This window comes from Streptomyces sp. NPDC051582, from assembly GCF_040681715.1.
GTDB lineage: Bacteria > Actinomycetota > Actinomycetes > Streptomycetales > Streptomycetaceae > Streptomyces.
This window is the reverse complement of record NZ_JBFAZJ010000028.1, coordinates 62,238-78,748: the sequence shown is the minus strand read 5'-3', so window position 1 is coordinate 78,748 and position 16,511 is coordinate 62,238. Positions and strand designations below refer to the sequence as shown.

Here is a 16,511-nt window from a genome sequence, read left to right as displayed (position 1 = left end):
CCCACACAGCATGTCGAAGATCAAGCCTGCCAAGGGCTCCCCGTACGCCCGCATTCTCGGCGTCGGCGGCTACCGCCCGACCCGCGTGGTCTCCAACGAGGTCATCCTGGAGACGATCGACTCGTCCGACGAGTGGATCCGCTCCCGCTCCGGCATCGCGACCCGGCACTGGGCCTCGCCCCAGGAGACCGTCGCCGCTATGTCGGTCGAGGCCTCCGGCAAGGCGCTGGCCGATGCCGGCGTCTCGCCCGAGCAGATCGGCGCCGTGATCGTCTCGACGGTCTCGCACTTCAAGCAGACCCCGGCCGTCGCGACGGAGATCGCGCACCGCATCGGCGCGGTCAAGCCCGCCGCGTTCGACATCTCCGCGGGCTGCGCCGGCTTCGGCTACGGCCTGACGCTGGCCAAGGGCCTCGTCATCGAGGGCTCGGCCCGGTACGTCCTGGTGATCGGCGTGGAGCGGCTGTCGGACCTGACCGACCTGGAGGACCGCGCGACGGCCTTCCTGTTCGGCGACGGCGCCGGCGCCGTGGTCGTCGGCCCCTCGGACGAGCCCGCCATAGGCCCCACGGTGTGGGGTTCCGAGGGCGACAAGTCCGAGACGATCAAGCAGACCGTGCCGTGGGACGAGTACCGCAGCACGGACAGCGACCAGAAGTTTCCGGCCATCACGCAAGAGGGTCAGGCGGTCTTCCGCTGGGCCGTCTTCGAGATGGCCAAGGTGGCCCAGCAGGCGCTCGACGCGGCCGGGATCACCGCGGAGGACCTGGACGTCTTCATCCCGCACCAGGCAAACATGCGGATCATCGACTCGATGGTGAAGACTCTGAAACTGCCGGAGCACGTCACGGTCGCCCGTGACGTGGAAACCACCGGCAACACGTCGGCCGCCTCGATCCCGCTCGCCATGGAGCGGCTCCTGGCGACCGGAGCTGCGAAGAGCGGCGACACCGCGCTCGTCATCGGCTTCGGGGCGGGGCTCGTCTACGCCGCGACGGTCGTTACCCTCCCCTAGGGCCCGGGATCCACATCCCGCCCCGCTTCACCCCAGTTAGCTATAGAAGGAGCGCCACATGGCCGCCACGCAGGAAGAGATCATCGAGGGTCTCGCGGAGATCGTCAACGAGATCGCCGGCATCCCCGTCGAGGACGTCGAGGCCGGGAAGTCGTTCACCGACGACCTGGACGTCGACTCGCTCTCCATGGTCGAGGTCGTCGTCGCCGCCGAAGAGCGCTTCGACGTCAAGATCCCGGACGAGGACGTCAAGAACCTCAAGACGGTCGGCGACGCCGCGGACTACATCCTGAACCACCAGGCCTGAGCCTGACGAGCGTTTGTCGCCACCCGGCGGTGGCGCCGTGACAATTCAGCACCCTCTGAGACGTGGAGAAAGAATTCCTGTGAGCCCGACCAATCGCACCGTGGTCGTCACCGGTATCGGCGCAACCACTCCGCTGGGTGGCGACAGCGCTTCGACCTGGGAAGGTCTGCTCGCCGGTCGTTCCGGCGTGAAGCCCCTTGAGGGTGAGCGCTTCGCCGAACTCCCGGTTCGTATCGCCGCCCCGGCCGCTGTGGACCCCTCCGAGGTCCTGCCGCGCCCCATGGCCCGCAAGCTGGACCGCTCGGCCCAGTTCGCCGTCATCGCCGCACGTGAGGCGTGGGCCGATGCCGGCTACACCGCCCCTGCGGGCGAGGACGCCGCCATCATGCCCGAACGCCTGGGCACCGTGATCGCCTCCGGTATCGGCGGCGTCACCACCCTGCTCGACCAGTACGACGTACTGAAGGAAAAGGGTGTGCGCCGGGTCTCCCCGCACACCGTCCCCATGCTCATGCCGAACGGCCCGTCGGCCAACGTCGGCCTGGAGGTCAACGCCCAGGCGGGCGTGCACACCCCGGTCAGCGCGTGCGCCTCGGGCGCCGAGGCCATCGGCTACGCCGTCGAGATGATCCGCACCGGCCGCGCCGACGTGGTCGTCGCGGGCGGCACCGAGGCGGCGATCCACCCGCTGCCGATCGCCGCCTTCGCCAACATGATGGCGATGTCCAAGAACAACGAGAACCCGCAGCAGGCCTCCCGCCCGTACGACAAGGCCCGCGACGGCTTCGTCCTCGGCGAGGGCGCGGGCGTCGTCATCCTGGAGTCCGCCGAGCACGCCGCCGCGCGCGGCGCCCGGGTCTACTGCGAGGTGCTGGGCCAGGGCCTGTCCGCGGACAGCCACCACATCGCGCAGCCGGAGCCGACCGGCCGCGGTGTCGCGGCCGCCGTGCAGAACCTGCTGGACAACACGGGTCTGGACACGTCCGAGCTGGTCCACCTGAACGCGCACGCCACGTCGACCCCGCAGGGTGACACGGCCGAGCTGAAGGCCCTGCGCAAGGTCCTGGGCGACGACCTCGACCACATCGCGATCTCCGCGACCAAGTCGATGACCGGCCACCTGCTGGGCGGCGCCGGCGGCATCGAGACCGTCGCCACCGTGCTCGCGCTGTACCACCGGATCGCCCCGGCGACCATCAACGTCGACGAGCTCGACGAGGACATCGACGCGGACATCGTCGTCGGCGAGCCGCGCAAGCTGCCGGCCGACGGTCCGATCTCCGCGATCAACAACTCGTTCGGCTTCGGCGGCCACAACGTGACCCTCGCCTTCCGGACCGTCTAGTCCGCGGGGCCGTACGTACGGAAGGGCCCGCCCGGCACTCGCCGGGCGGGCCCTTCCGCATGCCGGGCTCCGTAGGCCCCCAGGCTCAGACGACCTGGTGCAGCCAGCGCACCGGGGCGCCCTCGCCCGCGTAGCGGAAGGGCTCCAGCTCGTCGTCCCAGGGCTTGCCGAGCAGCTTGGCGATCTCCTCCTCCAGGTCGGTCTCGCCGTGCGCGGACCGGGCGAGGGCGGCGCGCAGCCGGTCCTCGGGGATCAGGATGTCGCCGTGCATGCCGGTGACGGCATGGAAGATGCCGAGCTCCGGGGTGGAGCTGTAGCGCTCGCCCTCGGCGGTGGGGCAGGGTTCCGCGGTCACCTCGAAGCGCAGCAGGTGCCAGCCGCGCAGCGCGGACGCCAGCTTCGACGCGGTACCCGCTTCGGCCTGCCACGAGAACTCGGCTCTCCAGGTGCCTGGGGAGGCGGGCTGCCTGATCCAGTCGAGGTTCACCCGCACCCCGAGCACCCCCGCAACAGCCCATTCCACGTGCGGGCAGAGCGCGCGCGGAGCGGAGTGCACGTACAGAACTCCACGTGTCGTCACCGGGACCTCCAGTGTGGGACGAGGTCGGGAATAAACTCCAGAAAACGGACAGTATGTGACGTGATGTAATGTAACGGAAATTATTTGACAATGCGCTACGGGACCTGCGGCCGAAACGCCACGGGAAAAAGCTACCGTGCGCCAGGGGTCATGGTGTGACGTACGGTCGGTCCGAGGCTGCCAAACGCAGAGCATTCACTCAGCAGGACGCCCCCGGAGGACCTGGGGCGACGAGGAGGGAACCACCCGATGCGCACCACCGCCATGCGACGCCGAGCGCGCACGTCCCGGCGCCGGACGTTCGCGGGAGCGGGCGCGGCGGTGGCCCTCCTGGCCGGGGTGCTGACCGGGTGTCAGTCGGGCGGGTCGGACACGGAGGGTGAGCGCGGGTCGCAGGCCGGGCCGCGCTGGAACACCGCGCCCGCGTCGGTGGCCGCCGTCGGCGATTCCATCACCCGGGGCTTCGACGCCTGTTCGGTGCTGGCCGACTGCCCGGAGGTCTCCTGGGCCACCGGGAACGACCCTGCCGTCCACTCGCTCGCGGCCCGCCTGCTCGGGGAGGCCGAGGTGCCGGCGCGCAGTTGGAACTACGCCGTGACGGGGGCGCGGATGGCGGACCTGACGGGGCAGCTGGCCTCGGCCGCGGAGCACAGGCCCGACCTGGTCACGGTGATGGTGGGCTCGAACGACGCCTGCCGGCCCACGGCTTCGTCGATGACGCCGGTGGCGGAGTTCCGGGCCGGGTTCGAGAAGGCCCTCGCCGGTCTGCGCAGCGCCTCCCCCGCCACCCAGGTGTACGTCTCCAGCGTGCCGGACCTCCAGCGGCTGTGGGAGCAGGGCAAGGACACCCCCATGGTGCGGCAGATCTGGAAACTGGGGATCTGTCAGTCGATGCTCGCGGACCCGCTGTCGGTGGCCACCGGGGCGACGGCCCGGCGCGAGCAGGTGCGGGCGCGGGTGGTCGAGTACAACGAGGTGCTGCGCGAGGTCTGCGCGAAGGACGCGCTGTGCCGCTACGACGGCGGCGCGGTGTTCCAGTACCCCTTCGCCGCCGAACAGTTGAGCCGCTGGGACTGGTTCCATCCCGGCAAGGACGGGCAGGCGCGGCTCGCGGAGCTGGCGCACCGCCAGGTGACGGCGGCCGAGCCGCCGCGCTGACGCGCGAAGGACGGGGGACCGGGGGCGGGTGTCAGGGCCTGCCCCCGGTCCGGTTCGTGGGTGATTTCCGGCCACCCCTGGAGTGTCAGACCTCCAGGGTCGCGGTCAGGCGCGTGTCGCCGTGGGCGTGGCTCGCGCGGACCTCGTAGGCGCCGCCGATCCGCCGCCAGCGGCCGGCCTCCTCGTCCCAGACCTCGAAGGCCCGGGCGGGCAGGGTGATCTCGGCCTCGACGCTCTCGCCGGGGCCCGCCTCGACGCCCGCGAACGCGGCCAGCCAGCTCGCCGGGCGCTCCACGGCCGTGCTCCGCGCGCCCCCGGACGCCGTGTCGGCGGGAGCGACGTAGAGCTGGACGACCTCGCGGCCGGCCCGGGTGCCGGTGTTGGTGACGCGGACCCGGGCGGTGGCGCCGGTGACCTCCAGGGACTCGTACGCCCAGTCGGTGTAGCCGAGGCCGTGGCCGAACGGGTAGGCGGGGGCGATGCCGTGGCGCTCGTACGCCCGGTAGCCGATGAAGAGGCCCTCGCCGTACTCCAGGCGCCCCTCGGCCGGGATCACCTCGGTGACCGGCGCGTCGGCGAACCGCGCGGGCCAGGTGGTGGGCAGGCGACCGCCCGGCTCGGCGAGCCCGAGGAGTACGTCGGCCAGCGCGGCCCCGCCCTCCTGCCCGGGGAACCAGGTCAGGAGGACGGCGGCCACCTCGTCGCGCCACGGCAGCTCGACCGGGGAGCCGGCGTTGACGACGACCACGGTGTTCGGGTTGGCGGCGGCGACGGCGCGCACGAGGTCGTCCTGGCGGCCCGGCAGGCGCAGATCGGTGCGGTCGAAGCCCTCGGACTCCACGCGCTCGGTGGTCGCGACGACCACGACCGCGGTGTCGGCGGCGCGGGCGGCTTCCACGGCCTCGGCGATCAGCTCGTCGGCGTCGCGCCGCGGGCCGAGGTGGAGCAGCGAGAACATGATCGCCTTGAGCGGCAGGGTGCTCGTGTCGGGGACCTGGAAGGTCAGCGAGACCTCGACGGCCTCCCCTTCGGCGAGGGTGACGCGGCCGCGTTCGCTGGGGGCGCCGAAGAAGGCCTCGAAGGGGTCGGCCTCGTCGCCCATCGGCTGGACGCCGTCCCAGAGGGTCTCGCCGCCGACGGCGAGGGCGAACGCGCCGAGCCCGCGGGTGCCGAAGGCGTGCTCGCCGCTCTCGCGCGGCACGAACGTACCGGTGACCTCGATGCTCGCCATGGTCTCGTACGAGGCGCCCGCGGGCAGGTCGTCGCCGATCCACTGGACCTGGCCGGTCGGCAGGCTGCCCTCGCCGAGGACGGCGCCGGAGGCGTCGCGGCAGATCGCGCGGAGCGCGAAGCCCTTGTCGGCGGCGGTGAGTTCGCCGGAGGGGTCGGCTCCGACGCGGAAGGTCAGGGCCCCTTCCGGGAGGGCGGCGCCCAGCCCGTCCAGCGGGGAGACGATCCGCTCGGGGAAGACGGTGGCCGAGCCGCCGCCGAGGACACGGGCGTCGCGGGCGGCGGCGCCGAGCAGGGCGACGGTGCGGCCGGGAGCGGCGTCCAGCGGGAGGGCCCCGTTCTCGTTGCGTACGAGGACGAAGCCGCGGGCGGCGAGCTCGCGGGCCAGCGCCTGGCCGTCGATCGGGGCCGGGGCCTCGGTGACGGCGGCCGGGGCGCCCTCCAGGATCCCGACGCGGGCGGCGAGGCGCAGTACGTTGCGCACGGCCTCGTCCACGGCGGACTCCGGGACCTCGCCGGCCCGGACGGCCCCGGCGAGGGCGGGCCCGTACACGGTCTGCGGTCCGGGCATGGCGACGTCGAGGCCGCCGAGGATGTCGCCGGTGGTGGAGCGTGCGGCCATCCAGTCGGAGACGTTGTACCCGTCGAAGCCCCACTGGCCGCGCAGGACGTCGTTGACGAGGTACCGGTGCTCGGTCATCGTCGTGCCGTTGACCCGGTTGTACGCCGTCATGATGCCCCAGGGGTGGGCGTTGGCCACGATCGCCTCGAAGGGCGCCAGGTACAGCTCGCGCAGCGGGCGCGGGGCGATGACGCTGTCGACGGTGAACCGCTCGGTCTCGGCGTCGTTGCCGACGAAGTGCTTGACGGTCGTGCCGACACCGCCGTCCTGGACACCGTTCACGTAACCGGAGCCGATGGCGCCGGTCAGGTACGGGTCCTCGGAGTAGCACTCGAAGTGGCGGCCGCCGAGCGGGGAACGGTGCAGGTTGACGGTGGGGGCGAGGAGGACGTGGACGCCCTTGCGGCGGGCCTCCTGGGCGAGGAGGCGGCCGGCGCGGCGGGCGAGCCCGGGGTCCCAGGCGGCGGCGAGGGCCGTCGGGGAGGGCAGGGCGATGGACGGGTCGTCGGCGGTCCAGCGCACGCCGCGGACCCCGATGGGGCCGTCGGACATGACCAGGGACTTCAGCCCGATCTCGGGAACGGCGGGCAGGGACCACATGTCCTGGCCGGCCAGGAGGCGGGCCTTGGTGTCGAGGTCCAGTTTGCCGAGCGCCGCCTCTACGGCGTCGTGGCGGACCTGATCGGCATCGGTCACGGCCGTGCCTCCTCGTTGGGTGCGTGCGGGTGACGGCATTGCGGGTGCCGCGGGGTGTCCCCCATCGTGGACCCGTTACCGGTAGAGCGGTAGGGTTCGTAATGTTTTCGTGATGTTCAGATAACGTACGTACGGTCCCGCCGCCGAGGCGGGCACGGCGTGAGCGGAAGAGGTACGGGGCCATGGCCAGGGCGAGGAGCGAGGAGCGGCGCGGCGACATCGTCCGCGCGGCGGTCGAGGTGATCGCGGAGCGCGGCTACCGCGGTGCCTCGCTGGGCGCGGTGGCCGAGCGCGTCGGTCTGACCCAGCAGGGGCTGCTGCACTACTTCCCGACCAAGGAGGCGCTCTTGGTCGCGGTGCTGGAGGAGCGCGACCGCTGGGACACCGGAGGCGGCTCCCGCGCCTCGGCCGGCACCTGGCGCCTGGACCTGCTGGCCTCGCTGGTGGAGTACAACGCCATGCGCCCCGGCATCGTGCAGACGTTCTCGGCGCTGCTGGGCGAGAGCGTCACGGACGGGCATCCGGCGCGGGAGTTCTTCACCGAGCGCTACGCGCAGGTGCGCTCCGAGATGGCGGCGGTGCTGCGCGCCGAGTTCGGCGACCGGCTGCCGTCGGGCCTCACCCCGGAGCAGGCCGCCCCGCTGCTGACCGCGGTCATGGACGGCCTCCAGTACCAGTGGCTGCTCGCCCCGGAGTCCGTGGACATGCCGGCCGCCTTCCGCTCCTTCCTGACCCTGCTGCGCGGGCCGGAAGGCGCTCCGTAGAGCAGCCCGCGAGGGTCCGGCGGCGGGCTGGCATGCTGGGTCCGTGAAGATCGCAGCAGCACAGCTCACCTGTGTCCCGGCCGACCTGCCCGCCAACGCGGAGCGCAGCGCCGCCCTGGCCGCCGAGGCCCGGGCGCAGGGCGCCGAGCTCGTCGTGTTCCCCGAGCTGACCCTCACCGGCTACGCGTTGGACGCCCTGGCCGCCGACCCCGGGCTGTGGCTGGCCGGCGCCGAAGACCCCCGGCTGGATCCGCTGCGCTCCACCGGCATCGCCGTCGCGGTCAACGCCGCGCTGCGCACGGCGGGCCCGCGACCCGCCCTCGCGACCCTGGTCTACGGGGCGGACGGCAGCCATGTGACCACGTACGCCAAGCAGCACCTGTACGAGCACGAGCAGGGCGTGTTCGCGGCGGGCGGGAGCCCGGGCCGCTTCACGCTCGGCGGCATCCGCTTCTCGCTCGGCGTCTGCTACGACAACCACTTCCCGGAGGTCACCGACAGTGCGGCGGCAGACGGCTGCCGGGTCCACCTGGCGAGCTCCCTGTACGGAACGGGCGACGGCATCCGGGAGCTGGCCACGGTGTACCCCGGGATCGCCGACGAGCACGACCTGTACGTCGTCGTCGCCAACCACGTCGGCCCGGCGGGCCCGTGGACCGGCTGCGGCCGCTCGGCGGTGTGGGCGCCGGGCGGCCTGCCGCTGGCCGAGGCGGACGACCGTACGGCCTCGGTGGTGACGGCCGACATCGGCGCCTGATGGCCGGGCGGCCGGGAGCGCGGACGGGCCCGCCCCCGGGCGGTCCGTCAGCCGATCGCGGGCACCTTCGAGTGCCGTCCGGTGCGCGTGATGTCGTCGTCCCGCCCCGCGGGATCCTCCACCGCGGCGGGCTCCCGGTCCCGTACCAGCGCCGGCAGCACCAGCGCGAACGCCGCCGCCGTGTAGAGCACGGTCCACGGCACCCAGCCGCCGGGCGGTGCCCAGTGCGCCGAGAACGGCACCCACGGCCCGTTGACTCCGACCGCGAAGCGCCGCAGCGCCCAGAAGAACGCCGCCGCGTTCGCCAGCGCCAGCCCGGCGACGCCGAAACCGACGAGCCTGCGCCACGGGAACCCCTGCTCGGGCGCCCGGCTCGCGCAGATCAGCACCGCCATCAGCGGCAGGCCCACGGCGAACGGCAGCAGGTAGCGGCCCTGCCAGACCATGCCGAGCTGTTCCGCCTGCGACGCCTGGGCCGCGACCGGCACCACCACGATGGCCACGAGCATGCCGACCAGCGCCAGCGCCTCGCGCCCCCGGCCGTACGCCAGCGCCAGCCCGGTGACGACCGCGATCACGCCCAGCCAGACCAGCCAGGTGAAGGCGGGCGCCGGCGTGTCGAGCCAGCCGAAGTAGCCGAGCATCTGGTGGACGTACGTCTCGGTGTTGCCGAAGGTCTGCCGGGCCGCTTCCTTGGCGGTGAGGGTCTTGGGCGTGTTGATCACCGAGTTGTCGGGATGCGCCCCGGCCCAGAGCAGCGCTCCGGCCGTGGCCAGTCCGAGCAGCGCGGTCCAGGCCCACAGGGCCTTGCGGCGCAGCACGGAGCGCAGGACGCCGCGGTGGGCGAGCAGCAGGCCGAAGAAGACCGCGCCGGAGAACCAGATCAGCCCCAGCGGGCGGATGTTGATCAGTACGAGCCCGCCGATGCCGACCCTCGCCAGCCGCCGGTTCAGCAGCCGCGGATCCGGCGACATCAGGATCGACAGCAGGGCCGTCCACACGAGGACGCCGGCGGCGATCTCACCGCCGCTGGGGTTGACCATGCCGGCCATGTACAGGGCCATCGGCGTGGCCGCGGTGAACACTCCGAGCAGCGCCACCGAGCGCCGGCGCCGCCACTCGGCGGCCGTGACGACCGCACTGGCCAGCAGGGCCGAGCACAGCGCCGCCGACATCAGCCGCATCAGGTACAGCCCCTTGGGGCCGTCGACGAGCAGGCTCGGCCAGCCGGTCACGAGGTAGTACGCCGGGTGGTAGCGGCCGGCGGCCGTGGTGACCTGGACGGTCTTCTCCGAGTGCCCGATCGCGGGCGCGCAGGAGGCGGGCTCGTCCTCGTGCCAGGCGTAGCACTCGTGCTGATGGGGCAGCGGCTTGTACCACTCGGGGAGCCGTACCCCGGTCTCGGCGAACTTGCCCTCGATGCCCGCCACCATGTGCGGGACCATCACCTCGGTGCCGCCGATCTGCCCCCGGGCGACGGCGGCCGCGCGGATGAAGTGGGCGTGCTCGTCCGGGGAGCCGCCGAGCGGGGTGGCGGCGGACCAGGAGGCCGCCAGCGCGAAGAACAGTGCGAAGGCGATGGCCCAGAGCCGCTTCGGGGTCCGGGCCGACCAGTCGGCCAGGCGCGTCAGTGCGGAGATCATCGGTTCCCTCTGGTCATCGGATGTAGCTCAGCCAGCTCTGGTCGCCGTCCTTGGAGCACTCGCCCTTCGGCGCGAACTTCGGACACTTCCCGTCCTGCTGCCGGATGGTGTGCGAGACCCAGGGCAGGATCCGGTAGGTGCCGTCCTGCGCCGGCATGTAGCGGTCGGACATCGAGGAGGAGACCGTGCCGAGCAGCAGGAGCAGGGCGCACAGGGTCCCGATCACGGCGCCCTCGCGGCCGGGGAAACCGGTGCGGACCGCGTCGGGCGCGGACGCGGCGCCGTCCTCGGGTGCGGACGGGGCCCCCTCGGTGGACGCGGTGGCCCCGGACGCCGTGCGCCGCTCGGCCAGCTTCAGCGAAACCAGGTGCGCCACCAGCGCGCACAGGATCAGCCCGCAGTAGAGCAGCTGGTTGTTGGTGCGCGTGTAGAGCTGGACCGTCTGCGTCTCGTACATGTGCGAGGCGATGTACATGCGCATGACCCACGCGCTGATGAACATCGCGGCGATGGTGACGACGAGCGGCTTGCGCAGGCCCAGCCAGATCGCGGCGCCCAGGCACACGAAGGTCACCAGGGCGAACAGCCCGACCCCGCCGAACTCCCCCGGCGGCGGCCAGTCGCCCACCTTGCCGGGCATGTCGGTGCGCCACATCAGGTAGTAGGCCGGGTCGGTGAAGTTGTCGAAGCGGAAGTTGTAGTCCTTGGTGGTCTGCCCTTCCTTCAGCATGACCATCAGGTAGCGCCCGGCCACCACGAGGAACGCCGCCAGGGCGCTGCCCATGAAGGCCGCGCCCTTGAGCCGGCCGCCCTTCCACGGGAAGTAGAGCAGGGCGGCGAAGAGCACGCCGGCGGCGCTCCACAGGAACCAGCCCGAGTACGTGAGGAACAGCACGCCCAGCACCGCGCCGAACCCGGCGCCCTTGAGCAGCAGCGGGCGCCAGCCCTCCGTGCCGCTGCGGCGCAGCGCCACGACCATGGCCACCAGCACCGGGATCAGCAGGACGAGCACGGTCTGGCTGTACGGCTTGTACGAGTCGATCAGCGCGAACGCGGGCACGACGCCGAAGGCCAGCGCCCGTACGGGGCTCAGCAGCATCCGCCAGGCCAGGTACACGAGCGGGCCGAAGGCGGCGGCGCCGAGGATCTGGAGGTCCTTGAAGGCGTACGCGGTGTTGCCGCCGTGGAACCACTCGGCGTAGTAGCCGAGCGTGTAGAGCGGCATCGGCGGGTAGACCGGTGAGCCCGAGGGCAGTCCGTTCGCGACGGCGTGGGCCCATTCGACGATGCGGCCGCTGTCGCCGTTGAGGCCGAACATCGGCCACGGCGTGCCCAGCAGCGCCACGACGGCGCCCGCCGCGACGAACCCGCTGGCCAGACCCGCGAGGGCCGCGGCGGCCAGGCGCGTGGCCAGGTCGAAGTGGCGGCCGCCGCGCAGCCGCATCGCCAGCACCACGGCGCCGATGAACAGGAGCCCGACCAGCGCGAACCGCAGCTGGATCGCGGCCAGCCCGCTGACCTGCGCGATCCGGTTGAGGGGGTTGAGCTTGAAGCCGCGCGCCAGCAGCGGGAGGAGCAGCGCCGCCGCGAACGCCACGGCGGCTTCCAGCAGCAGGAGCCCGCCGCGGGTGCGCAGGGCGCGTCGCGGGGCCCGGGCCCGGTCCGCATCCGAGGACTTCGGGCTGCCGGGGGCGGGCGCGTCCGGTCCGCTCGGGGGAACAGGGCGCACGGCCGCCGACCCCTCGGTACTGACTGTCACTGACGGTGTCCCTACTGCTGGTCGGTGCTCGGCTCGACGGCCGGTCGTCGTCCTCGGCGATCCACAGCCCGGCTCCGGACCCACTGGGGGACGGTGTGGGACGGCCTCGGCGCTTGCCGCCACGCATACTATCGGGCCGCCGGCGACGGCCACCGGCCCCGGAACGGCGTAATCCGCCGCCCTGCGCGGCTCACGTCAGTCGAGGGCCCCGAGTCCGGCGAGCAGGAAGAGCAGCACCCAGCCGCCCACCGAGAGCCAGCCGAGCACCAGCCCGATCGTCGCGAGCCCGGCGCCCTCGTCGCCCCGGGCCCGGATCTGCGCCTTGGCGATGTGCCCGGTGGCCACGGCGCCCAGGCCGGCGGCCCCCAGGGTCGGCAGGCTCAGCACGCCGAGCGCGAGCGAGGTGATCGCCATCCCGTTGACCTGGCGGGCGGGCAGGGGCATGGGCGGCGGCATGGGCAGGGGCATCGGCCCGTACGCGGCGGGCAGCCCCGCCGCGCCACCGAACGGGCCCGGCATCGGCCCGGCCGGCAGGTCCGCGACCAGCTGCGCGAGCTGGCCGTACGTCTGCGCCTTGTACACGGCGTCGAAGCGCTGCCCGTACTCCTCGCGGGAGAGCCGGCCCTCGGCGTACGCGGCCTTGAGCACGTCCACCGTCCGGTCCCGGTCGGTGTGCGAGGCCCGCATCGCGGACTGCGCGGTGGGCGCGGGCTGCCACGGCTGCCCGTACGCCTGCTGCTGAGGGCGGACCGGGTACGGCTGCCCCCACGGCTGTTCGGCCATCCGGCCACCTCCCGAAGCCCCTGCGCGCGGTACGCGTCTCTCCAGGATGGAGGACGAACGGGCCGCCACGATAGTTGCGCGACCCCCGGGCCCGCACCTGTGACGAGGACGACGCGTGTGATGGGGTGGCGGGCATGACCGACTTCGAGACGATCACGGTTCCGTCCCACCTCAGCGGATATCCCGGGGTGGCCTTCGGCGGCTACGTGGCCGGAGTGCTGGCCGCGCGGGCCGCCGCGAAGACCGTGCGGGTGGACTTCCGCCGGCCGGTGCCCACGGACGCCCCGGTCCGGCTCGCCCCGACCGCCGACGGCGGCGCCCGGCTGGTGGACGGCGAGCTCCTGCTCGCCGCGGCCGTCCCCGCCGAGCCGGCGGCGGAGGCCCCCGGGCCCCCGTCATGGGAGCTCGCGTCGGCCGCGGCCGACGCCTATCGGGCGGCGCCCCCGGACGGAATGGTCGACTGCTTCGGCTGCGGCCTGCACCGCACCCCGGACACCGGGCTGCGCCTGCACTGCGGCCGGGTCTGCGGCGCCCCGCTGGTCGCGGCGGCCTGGACCCCGGGTCCCGCCCTCGGCGACTCCGACGGACTGCTGCCGCCCGAGCTGGTGTGGGGTGCGCTGGACTGCCCGGGCAACGCGGCCGGGCGGCTGCTCGACGGCCGGCGGGCCGGCGCCGTCACGGCGGCCCTGACCGTGCGGCTGCTGCGCCCGGTGGAGGTCGGCTCGGACCTCGTCTCGTACGCCTGGCTGCTGGGCAGCGAGGGCCGCAAGTACCGCGTGGGCACGGCCCTGGCCACCGCCGACGGCGACCTGTGCGCGATCGCCGAGGCCCTGTGGGTGGAGCCCCGCCCGCAGGCCTAGGGGGTGTCCGGTGTCCGGGCTACTGCGCGTACGGGTTCTGCTGCGGCGCGGGGTGTCGGTGCTGGTGCGGGTCCGCGTACGGCCGCGCGTACGGCCCGGGCTCCCCGGCCCCGTCGCCCGCCCCGTCCGCGGCGGCCCGCTCCTCGTCCTCGCCGCGCAGCTCCCGGACCATGAGCGTGGCACCGGCCACCGCCCCCGGCATCAGGAACACCGCGACCAGCGGCACCAGGAAGGCCAGCACCAGCGGAACGCCGAAACCGAGCACCATCGCGCGGCGTCCGCGCAGCATGACGAGACGTTCCTTCAGCTCCACCTCGCGGCGCTGGAGCGCCACGGCGGTGAGCTCCTCGGTGAGGAAGAACCCGGACACGCAGAACCCGATCGCGGGGACCACGGTCTGTCCTACGACGGGGATGAAGCCCAGTGCGAAGAGCAGGATCCCGTACAGCAGCACCCGGCCGAGCACCTTGAGGCTGTCGCGGGCCGAGATCCACAGCTCCTTGGCCAGCGGCAGCCCGGATTCCGGGGCGTCGCCGCCGACGCTGCGGTCGACCTGCTCCGAGAGGGACTCGTAGAACGGCTGGCCGATCAGCAGGGTCACCGCGGTGAAGGTGATCACCGCGACGAAGAGGCCGAGGCAGAAGACGAGGGCGGTCAGGAAACCGCGGAAGAGACCGAGCCAGGGAGAGCCCCAGCCGTCGGCGAAGGGCGTGGCCCACGCCGTCAGGTCGTCGGCGCCGTAGCCGAGCCCGATGAGTGCGCCGGTGTAGAGCACCAGCGCGAGCAGTCCGGGCAGCAGGCCGAACCCGAGCCACCGGCCGTTACGGAACACCCATCGCTGTCCGGCCAGCAGATGACCGAATCCCCCCGCAAGATCACGCATGGGGCACAGCTTACGGCGAAGGCCGCACCCCGTGATCGGGGTGCGGCCTCCGCTCGGTGCGAGCGCGATCAGACGGCGAGCTCGACCGTGATGTTGTCGCGGGTCGCCTTGGAGTACGGGCAGACCTGGTGGGCCTTCTCGATGAGGTCCTTGGCGGTGGCGGCGTCCACGTTCGGGATCGAGGCGGAGATCTTGACGATCAGGCCGAAGCCGTCGTCGTTCTTGCCGATGCCGACCTCGGCGGTGACGGTCGAGCCGGAGATGTCCGCGTTCTCGTTTCGGGCCACGACACCGAGCGCACCCTGGAAGCAGGCGCTGTAGCCGGCGGCGAACAGCTGCTCCGGGTTGGTGCCGGCGCCGCTGCCGCCCATTTCCTTCGGCGGGTTCACGACGACGTCGAGCTGGCCGTCGTTGGTCGCGACGCGACCGTCACGGCCGTTCTCGGCGGTGGCGACGGCGGTGTACAGGACGTCGGACTGCTGGATGGACATGTGAAGAGATCCTCCTGGTAATCGCCGTGACTCGCGCCCACGATCACGACGGTGTGGGGTGAGCCTAACCGGTGAAGGAAACGATCATCTTTCCGGTGTTCTCGCCGCGCAGCATGCCCAGGAAGGCTTCGGTCGCCTTCTCCACGCCCTCGAAGACGGTCTCGTCGGCCACGAGCTCGCCGGAGCGCAGCCAGCCGGCGACGTCCTGGACGAACTGCGGCTGGAGCCCGGCGTGGTCGCCGACGAGCACGCCCTGCAGGCGCAGCCGCTTGCCGATGACCAGGGCCAGGTTGCGCGGGCCCGGGGTGGGCTCGGTGGCGTTGTACTGGGCGATCGCCCCGCACAGGGTGGCGCGGCCGTGCACGTTCAGGGAGGAGATGGCGGCCTCCAGGTGGTCGCCGCCGACGTTGTCGAAGTAGACGTCGATGCCCTCGGGGGCGGCCTCCTTCAGCTGCTCGCCGACCGGGCCGTTCTTGTAGTTGAAGGCGGCGTCGAAGCCGTACTTCTCCGTGAGGAGCGTCACCTTCTCGTCCGAACCGGCCGAGCCGATGACCCGGGCGGCGCCCTTGATCTTCGCGAACTGGCCGACGAGGCTGCCGACCGCGCCGGCCGCGCCGGAGACGAAGACGGTGTCGCCCTCCTTGAAGGAGGCCACCTCGAAGAGGCCCGCGTAGGCGGTCAGGCCCGGCATGCCGAGCACGCCGAGGTAGGCGGAGAGCGGGGCGAGGGCGGCGTCGACCTTGGTGGCGTGCTTGGCATCCACGTCGGCGTACTCGCGCCAGCCCAGGCCGTGCAGTACGTGGTCGCCGACCGCGAACCGCTCGTCGGCGGAGGCGACGACCTCGCCGACCGCGCCGCCGTCCATCGGCTGGTCCAGCTGGAACGGCGGGACGTAGGACTTCACGTCGTTCATGCGGCCGCGCATGTACGGGTCCACCGACATGTGCAGGTTGCGCACCAGGATCCGGCCGGGGGCCGGGGCCGCTACCTCGACCTCGCGCAGGGCGAAGTCCTCGGCGACGGGCCAGCCCTGCGGACGGCGGACGAGGTGCCACTCGCGGCTGACGGCAGGGATCTCAGACATGGGTGCTCCCGATCAAGGAATCGAATCGACTGAATACTTCAGCAGGTGAAACAACCATGCTCCTGGATATTTCATGTTGTCAAGTAAATGGGTACTCTGGATCCATGCCCAGTCGCCGCACAGATCCCCTGACCCTTGAGGTTGTCGAGCTCATCGGCTCCGTCGTGGCCCGCTACCACGAGGAGTACGAGGACGCGGCAGCCAGCCACCAGCTCACCGGCGCCCAGGCGCGGGTGCTGAACCTGCTGTCCCTGGAGCCGATGCCGATGCGCCGGATCGCCCAGCAGCTGAAGTGCGAGCCCTCGAACATCACGGGCATCGTGGACCGGCTGGAATCGCGCGGCCTGGTCGAGCGCAGGCCGGACCCGGCGGACCGCCGGGTGAAGCTGGCCGCCCCGACGCAGGAGGGCCTGCAGACCGCGGACCGGCTGCGGGAATCGCTGGACTTCGCGCGGGAACCGCTGGCCGGACTGTCCACGGCGGAGCGGGCGGCGCTGCGGGACCTGCTCAAGCGGATGCTGGGCTGAAGCGCCC

The 16,511-nt window shown here is 72.6% G+C and carries 16 protein-coding genes; 8 read left to right on the top strand and 8 right to left on the bottom strand.

The annotated features are described in order from the left end of the window. Positions 1-10 precede the first annotated feature (10 nt). The 3 genes from AB0M92_RS30100 to AB0M92_RS30090 all read left to right on the top strand — a co-directional run bounded on the left by AB0M92_RS30100 (position 11) and on the right by AB0M92_RS30090 (position 2,667). Complete coding sequence (locus AB0M92_RS30100) at positions 11-1,015, top strand: ketoacyl-ACP synthase III (protein ID WP_366105465.1); 1,005 nt, start codon at positions 11-13, stop codon at positions 1,013-1,015. Between the two features lie 58 nt (positions 1,016-1,073). Beyond that, positions 1,074-1,322 (top strand): acyl carrier protein, encoded by a 249-nt coding sequence (locus tag AB0M92_RS30095; RefSeq protein ID WP_048480674.1) that lies wholly within the window; start codon positions 1,074-1,076, stop codon positions 1,320-1,322. A 79-nt stretch (positions 1,323-1,401) separates the two neighbouring features. Continuing rightward, the gene (locus AB0M92_RS30090) at positions 1,402-2,667 is read left to right on the top strand and encodes a beta-ketoacyl-[acyl-carrier-protein] synthase family protein (RefSeq protein ID WP_366105464.1); all 1,266 of its coding nucleotides are present in this window, start codon (positions 1,402-1,404) and stop codon (positions 2,665-2,667) included. An 85-nt stretch (positions 2,668-2,752) separates the two neighbouring features. Here the strand turns inward: AB0M92_RS30090 and AB0M92_RS30085 are convergent, their stop codons facing one another. After that, positions 2,753-3,247 carry a DUF3145 domain-containing protein gene (locus AB0M92_RS30085; protein ID WP_048480672.1) on the bottom strand — a complete coding sequence of 165 codons (495 nt, stop codon included), beginning with the start codon at positions 3,245-3,247 and terminating at the stop codon, positions 2,753-2,755. A 249-nt stretch (positions 3,248-3,496) separates the two neighbouring features. Here AB0M92_RS30085 and AB0M92_RS30080 point away from each other — a divergent pair, with 249 nt between their 5' ends. After that, the gene (locus tag AB0M92_RS30080; protein ID WP_366105463.1) at positions 3,497-4,405 is read left to right on the top strand and encodes an SGNH/GDSL hydrolase family protein; all 909 of its coding nucleotides are present in this window, start codon (positions 3,497-3,499) and stop codon (positions 4,403-4,405) included. A gap of 85 nt (positions 4,406-4,490) precedes the next feature. Here the strand turns inward: AB0M92_RS30080 and AB0M92_RS30075 are convergent, their stop codons facing one another. Beyond that, a complete protein-coding gene (locus AB0M92_RS30075) occupies positions 4,491-6,992 on the bottom strand; it encodes a glycoside hydrolase family 3 C-terminal domain-containing protein (protein ID WP_366105462.1) in 2,502 nt (833 codons plus the stop codon). 143 nt (positions 6,993-7,135) lie between these two features. Between AB0M92_RS30075 and AB0M92_RS30070 the strand changes: the two genes are divergently transcribed. Together AB0M92_RS30070 and AB0M92_RS30065 are read left to right on the top strand one after the other, a co-directional pair. Further along, complete coding sequence (locus tag AB0M92_RS30070; protein ID WP_366105461.1) at positions 7,136-7,717, top strand: TetR/AcrR family transcriptional regulator; 582 nt, start codon at positions 7,136-7,138, stop codon at positions 7,715-7,717. Between the two features lie 43 nt (positions 7,718-7,760). Beyond that, a complete protein-coding gene (locus AB0M92_RS30065; RefSeq protein ID WP_366105460.1) occupies positions 7,761-8,474 on the top strand; it encodes a carbon-nitrogen hydrolase family protein in 714 nt (237 codons plus the stop codon). 47 nt (positions 8,475-8,521) lie between these two features. On the opposite strand, the gene AB0M92_RS30060 is transcribed toward AB0M92_RS30065, so the two are convergent. The 3 genes from AB0M92_RS30060 to AB0M92_RS30050 form a co-directional block, all read right to left on the bottom strand. Next, complete coding sequence (locus AB0M92_RS30060) at positions 8,522-10,117, bottom strand: DUF2142 domain-containing protein (RefSeq protein ID WP_366105459.1); 1,596 nt, start codon at positions 10,115-10,117, stop codon at positions 8,522-8,524. 13 nt (positions 10,118-10,130) lie between these two features. Then, complete coding sequence (locus tag AB0M92_RS30055) at positions 10,131-11,846, bottom strand: hypothetical protein (protein ID WP_366105458.1); 1,716 nt, start codon at positions 11,844-11,846, stop codon at positions 10,131-10,133. A gap of 225 nt (positions 11,847-12,071) precedes the next feature. Then, positions 12,072-12,659, bottom strand: a complete 588-nt coding sequence (locus AB0M92_RS30050) for a DUF1707 and DUF4190 domain-containing protein (RefSeq protein WP_366105457.1) — start codon at positions 12,657-12,659, stop codon at positions 12,072-12,074. Positions 12,660-12,793: 134 nt separating this feature from the next. Here AB0M92_RS30050 and AB0M92_RS30045 point away from each other — a divergent pair, with 134 nt between their 5' ends. After that, positions 12,794-13,519 carry a hotdog fold domain-containing protein gene (locus AB0M92_RS30045; RefSeq protein WP_366105456.1) on the top strand — a complete coding sequence of 242 codons (726 nt, stop codon included), beginning with the start codon at positions 12,794-12,796 and terminating at the stop codon, positions 13,517-13,519. A gap of 19 nt (positions 13,520-13,538) precedes the next feature. On the opposite strand, the gene AB0M92_RS30040 is transcribed toward AB0M92_RS30045, so the two are convergent. The 3 genes from AB0M92_RS30040 to AB0M92_RS30030 form a co-directional block, all read right to left on the bottom strand. Beyond that, complete coding sequence (locus AB0M92_RS30040; RefSeq protein WP_366105455.1) at positions 13,539-14,402, bottom strand: EI24 domain-containing protein; 864 nt, start codon at positions 14,400-14,402, stop codon at positions 13,539-13,541. Positions 14,403-14,470: 68 nt separating this feature from the next. Then, entirely contained in the window at positions 14,471-14,893 is a 423-nt protein-coding gene (locus tag AB0M92_RS30035) for an organic hydroperoxide resistance protein (RefSeq protein ID WP_366105454.1), read from the bottom strand. Between the two features lie 64 nt (positions 14,894-14,957). Beyond that, positions 14,958-15,977, bottom strand: coding sequence for an NADP-dependent oxidoreductase (locus AB0M92_RS30030; RefSeq protein WP_366105453.1), 1,020 nt, complete (start codon positions 15,975-15,977; stop codon positions 14,958-14,960). Between the two features lie 104 nt (positions 15,978-16,081). On the opposite strand from AB0M92_RS30030, the gene AB0M92_RS30025 reads away from it, so the two are divergent. Next, on the top strand, positions 16,082-16,504 hold the full coding sequence (locus AB0M92_RS30025) for a MarR family transcriptional regulator (protein WP_366105452.1): 423 nt from the start codon (positions 16,082-16,084) through the stop codon (positions 16,502-16,504). Positions 16,505-16,511: the final 7 nt, after the last annotated feature.

Bases quoted from the DNA above. Each gene is read 5' to 3' on its own strand.
- AB0M92_RS30100 (WP_366105465.1), top strand. From the start codon at position 11: ATGTCGAAGATCAAGCCTGCCAAGGGCTCCCCGTACGCCCGCATTCTC.
- AB0M92_RS30095 (WP_048480674.1), top strand. From the start codon at position 1,074: ATGGCCGCCACGCAGGAAGAGATCATCGAGGGTCTCGCGGAGATCGTC.
- AB0M92_RS30080 (WP_366105463.1), top strand. From the start codon at position 3,497: ATGCGCACCACCGCCATGCGACGCCGAGCGCGCACGTCCCGGCGCCGG.
- AB0M92_RS30075 (WP_366105462.1), bottom strand. From the start codon at position 6,992: ATGCCGTCACCCGCACGCACCCAACGAGGAGGCACGGCCGTGACCGAT.
- AB0M92_RS30070 (WP_366105461.1), top strand. From the start codon at position 7,136: ATGGCCAGGGCGAGGAGCGAGGAGCGGCGCGGCGACATCGTCCGCGCG.
- AB0M92_RS30060 (WP_366105459.1), bottom strand. From the start codon at position 10,117: ATGATCTCCGCACTGACGCGCCTGGCCGACTGGTCGGCCCGGACCCCG.
- AB0M92_RS30050 (WP_366105457.1), bottom strand. From the start codon at position 12,659: ATGGCCGAACAGCCGTGGGGGCAGCCGTACCCGGTCCGCCCTCAGCAG.
- AB0M92_RS30045 (WP_366105456.1), top strand. From the start codon at position 12,794: ATGACCGACTTCGAGACGATCACGGTTCCGTCCCACCTCAGCGGATAT.
- AB0M92_RS30040 (WP_366105455.1), bottom strand. From the start codon at position 14,402: ATGCGTGATCTTGCGGGGGGATTCGGTCATCTGCTGGCCGGACAGCGA.
- AB0M92_RS30035 (WP_366105454.1), bottom strand. From the start codon at position 14,893: ATGTCCATCCAGCAGTCCGACGTCCTGTACACCGCCGTCGCCACCGCC.
- AB0M92_RS30030 (WP_366105453.1), bottom strand. From the start codon at position 15,977: ATGTCTGAGATCCCTGCCGTCAGCCGCGAGTGGCACCTCGTCCGCCGT.
- AB0M92_RS30025 (WP_366105452.1), top strand. From the start codon at position 16,082: ATGCCCAGTCGCCGCACAGATCCCCTGACCCTTGAGGTTGTCGAGCTC.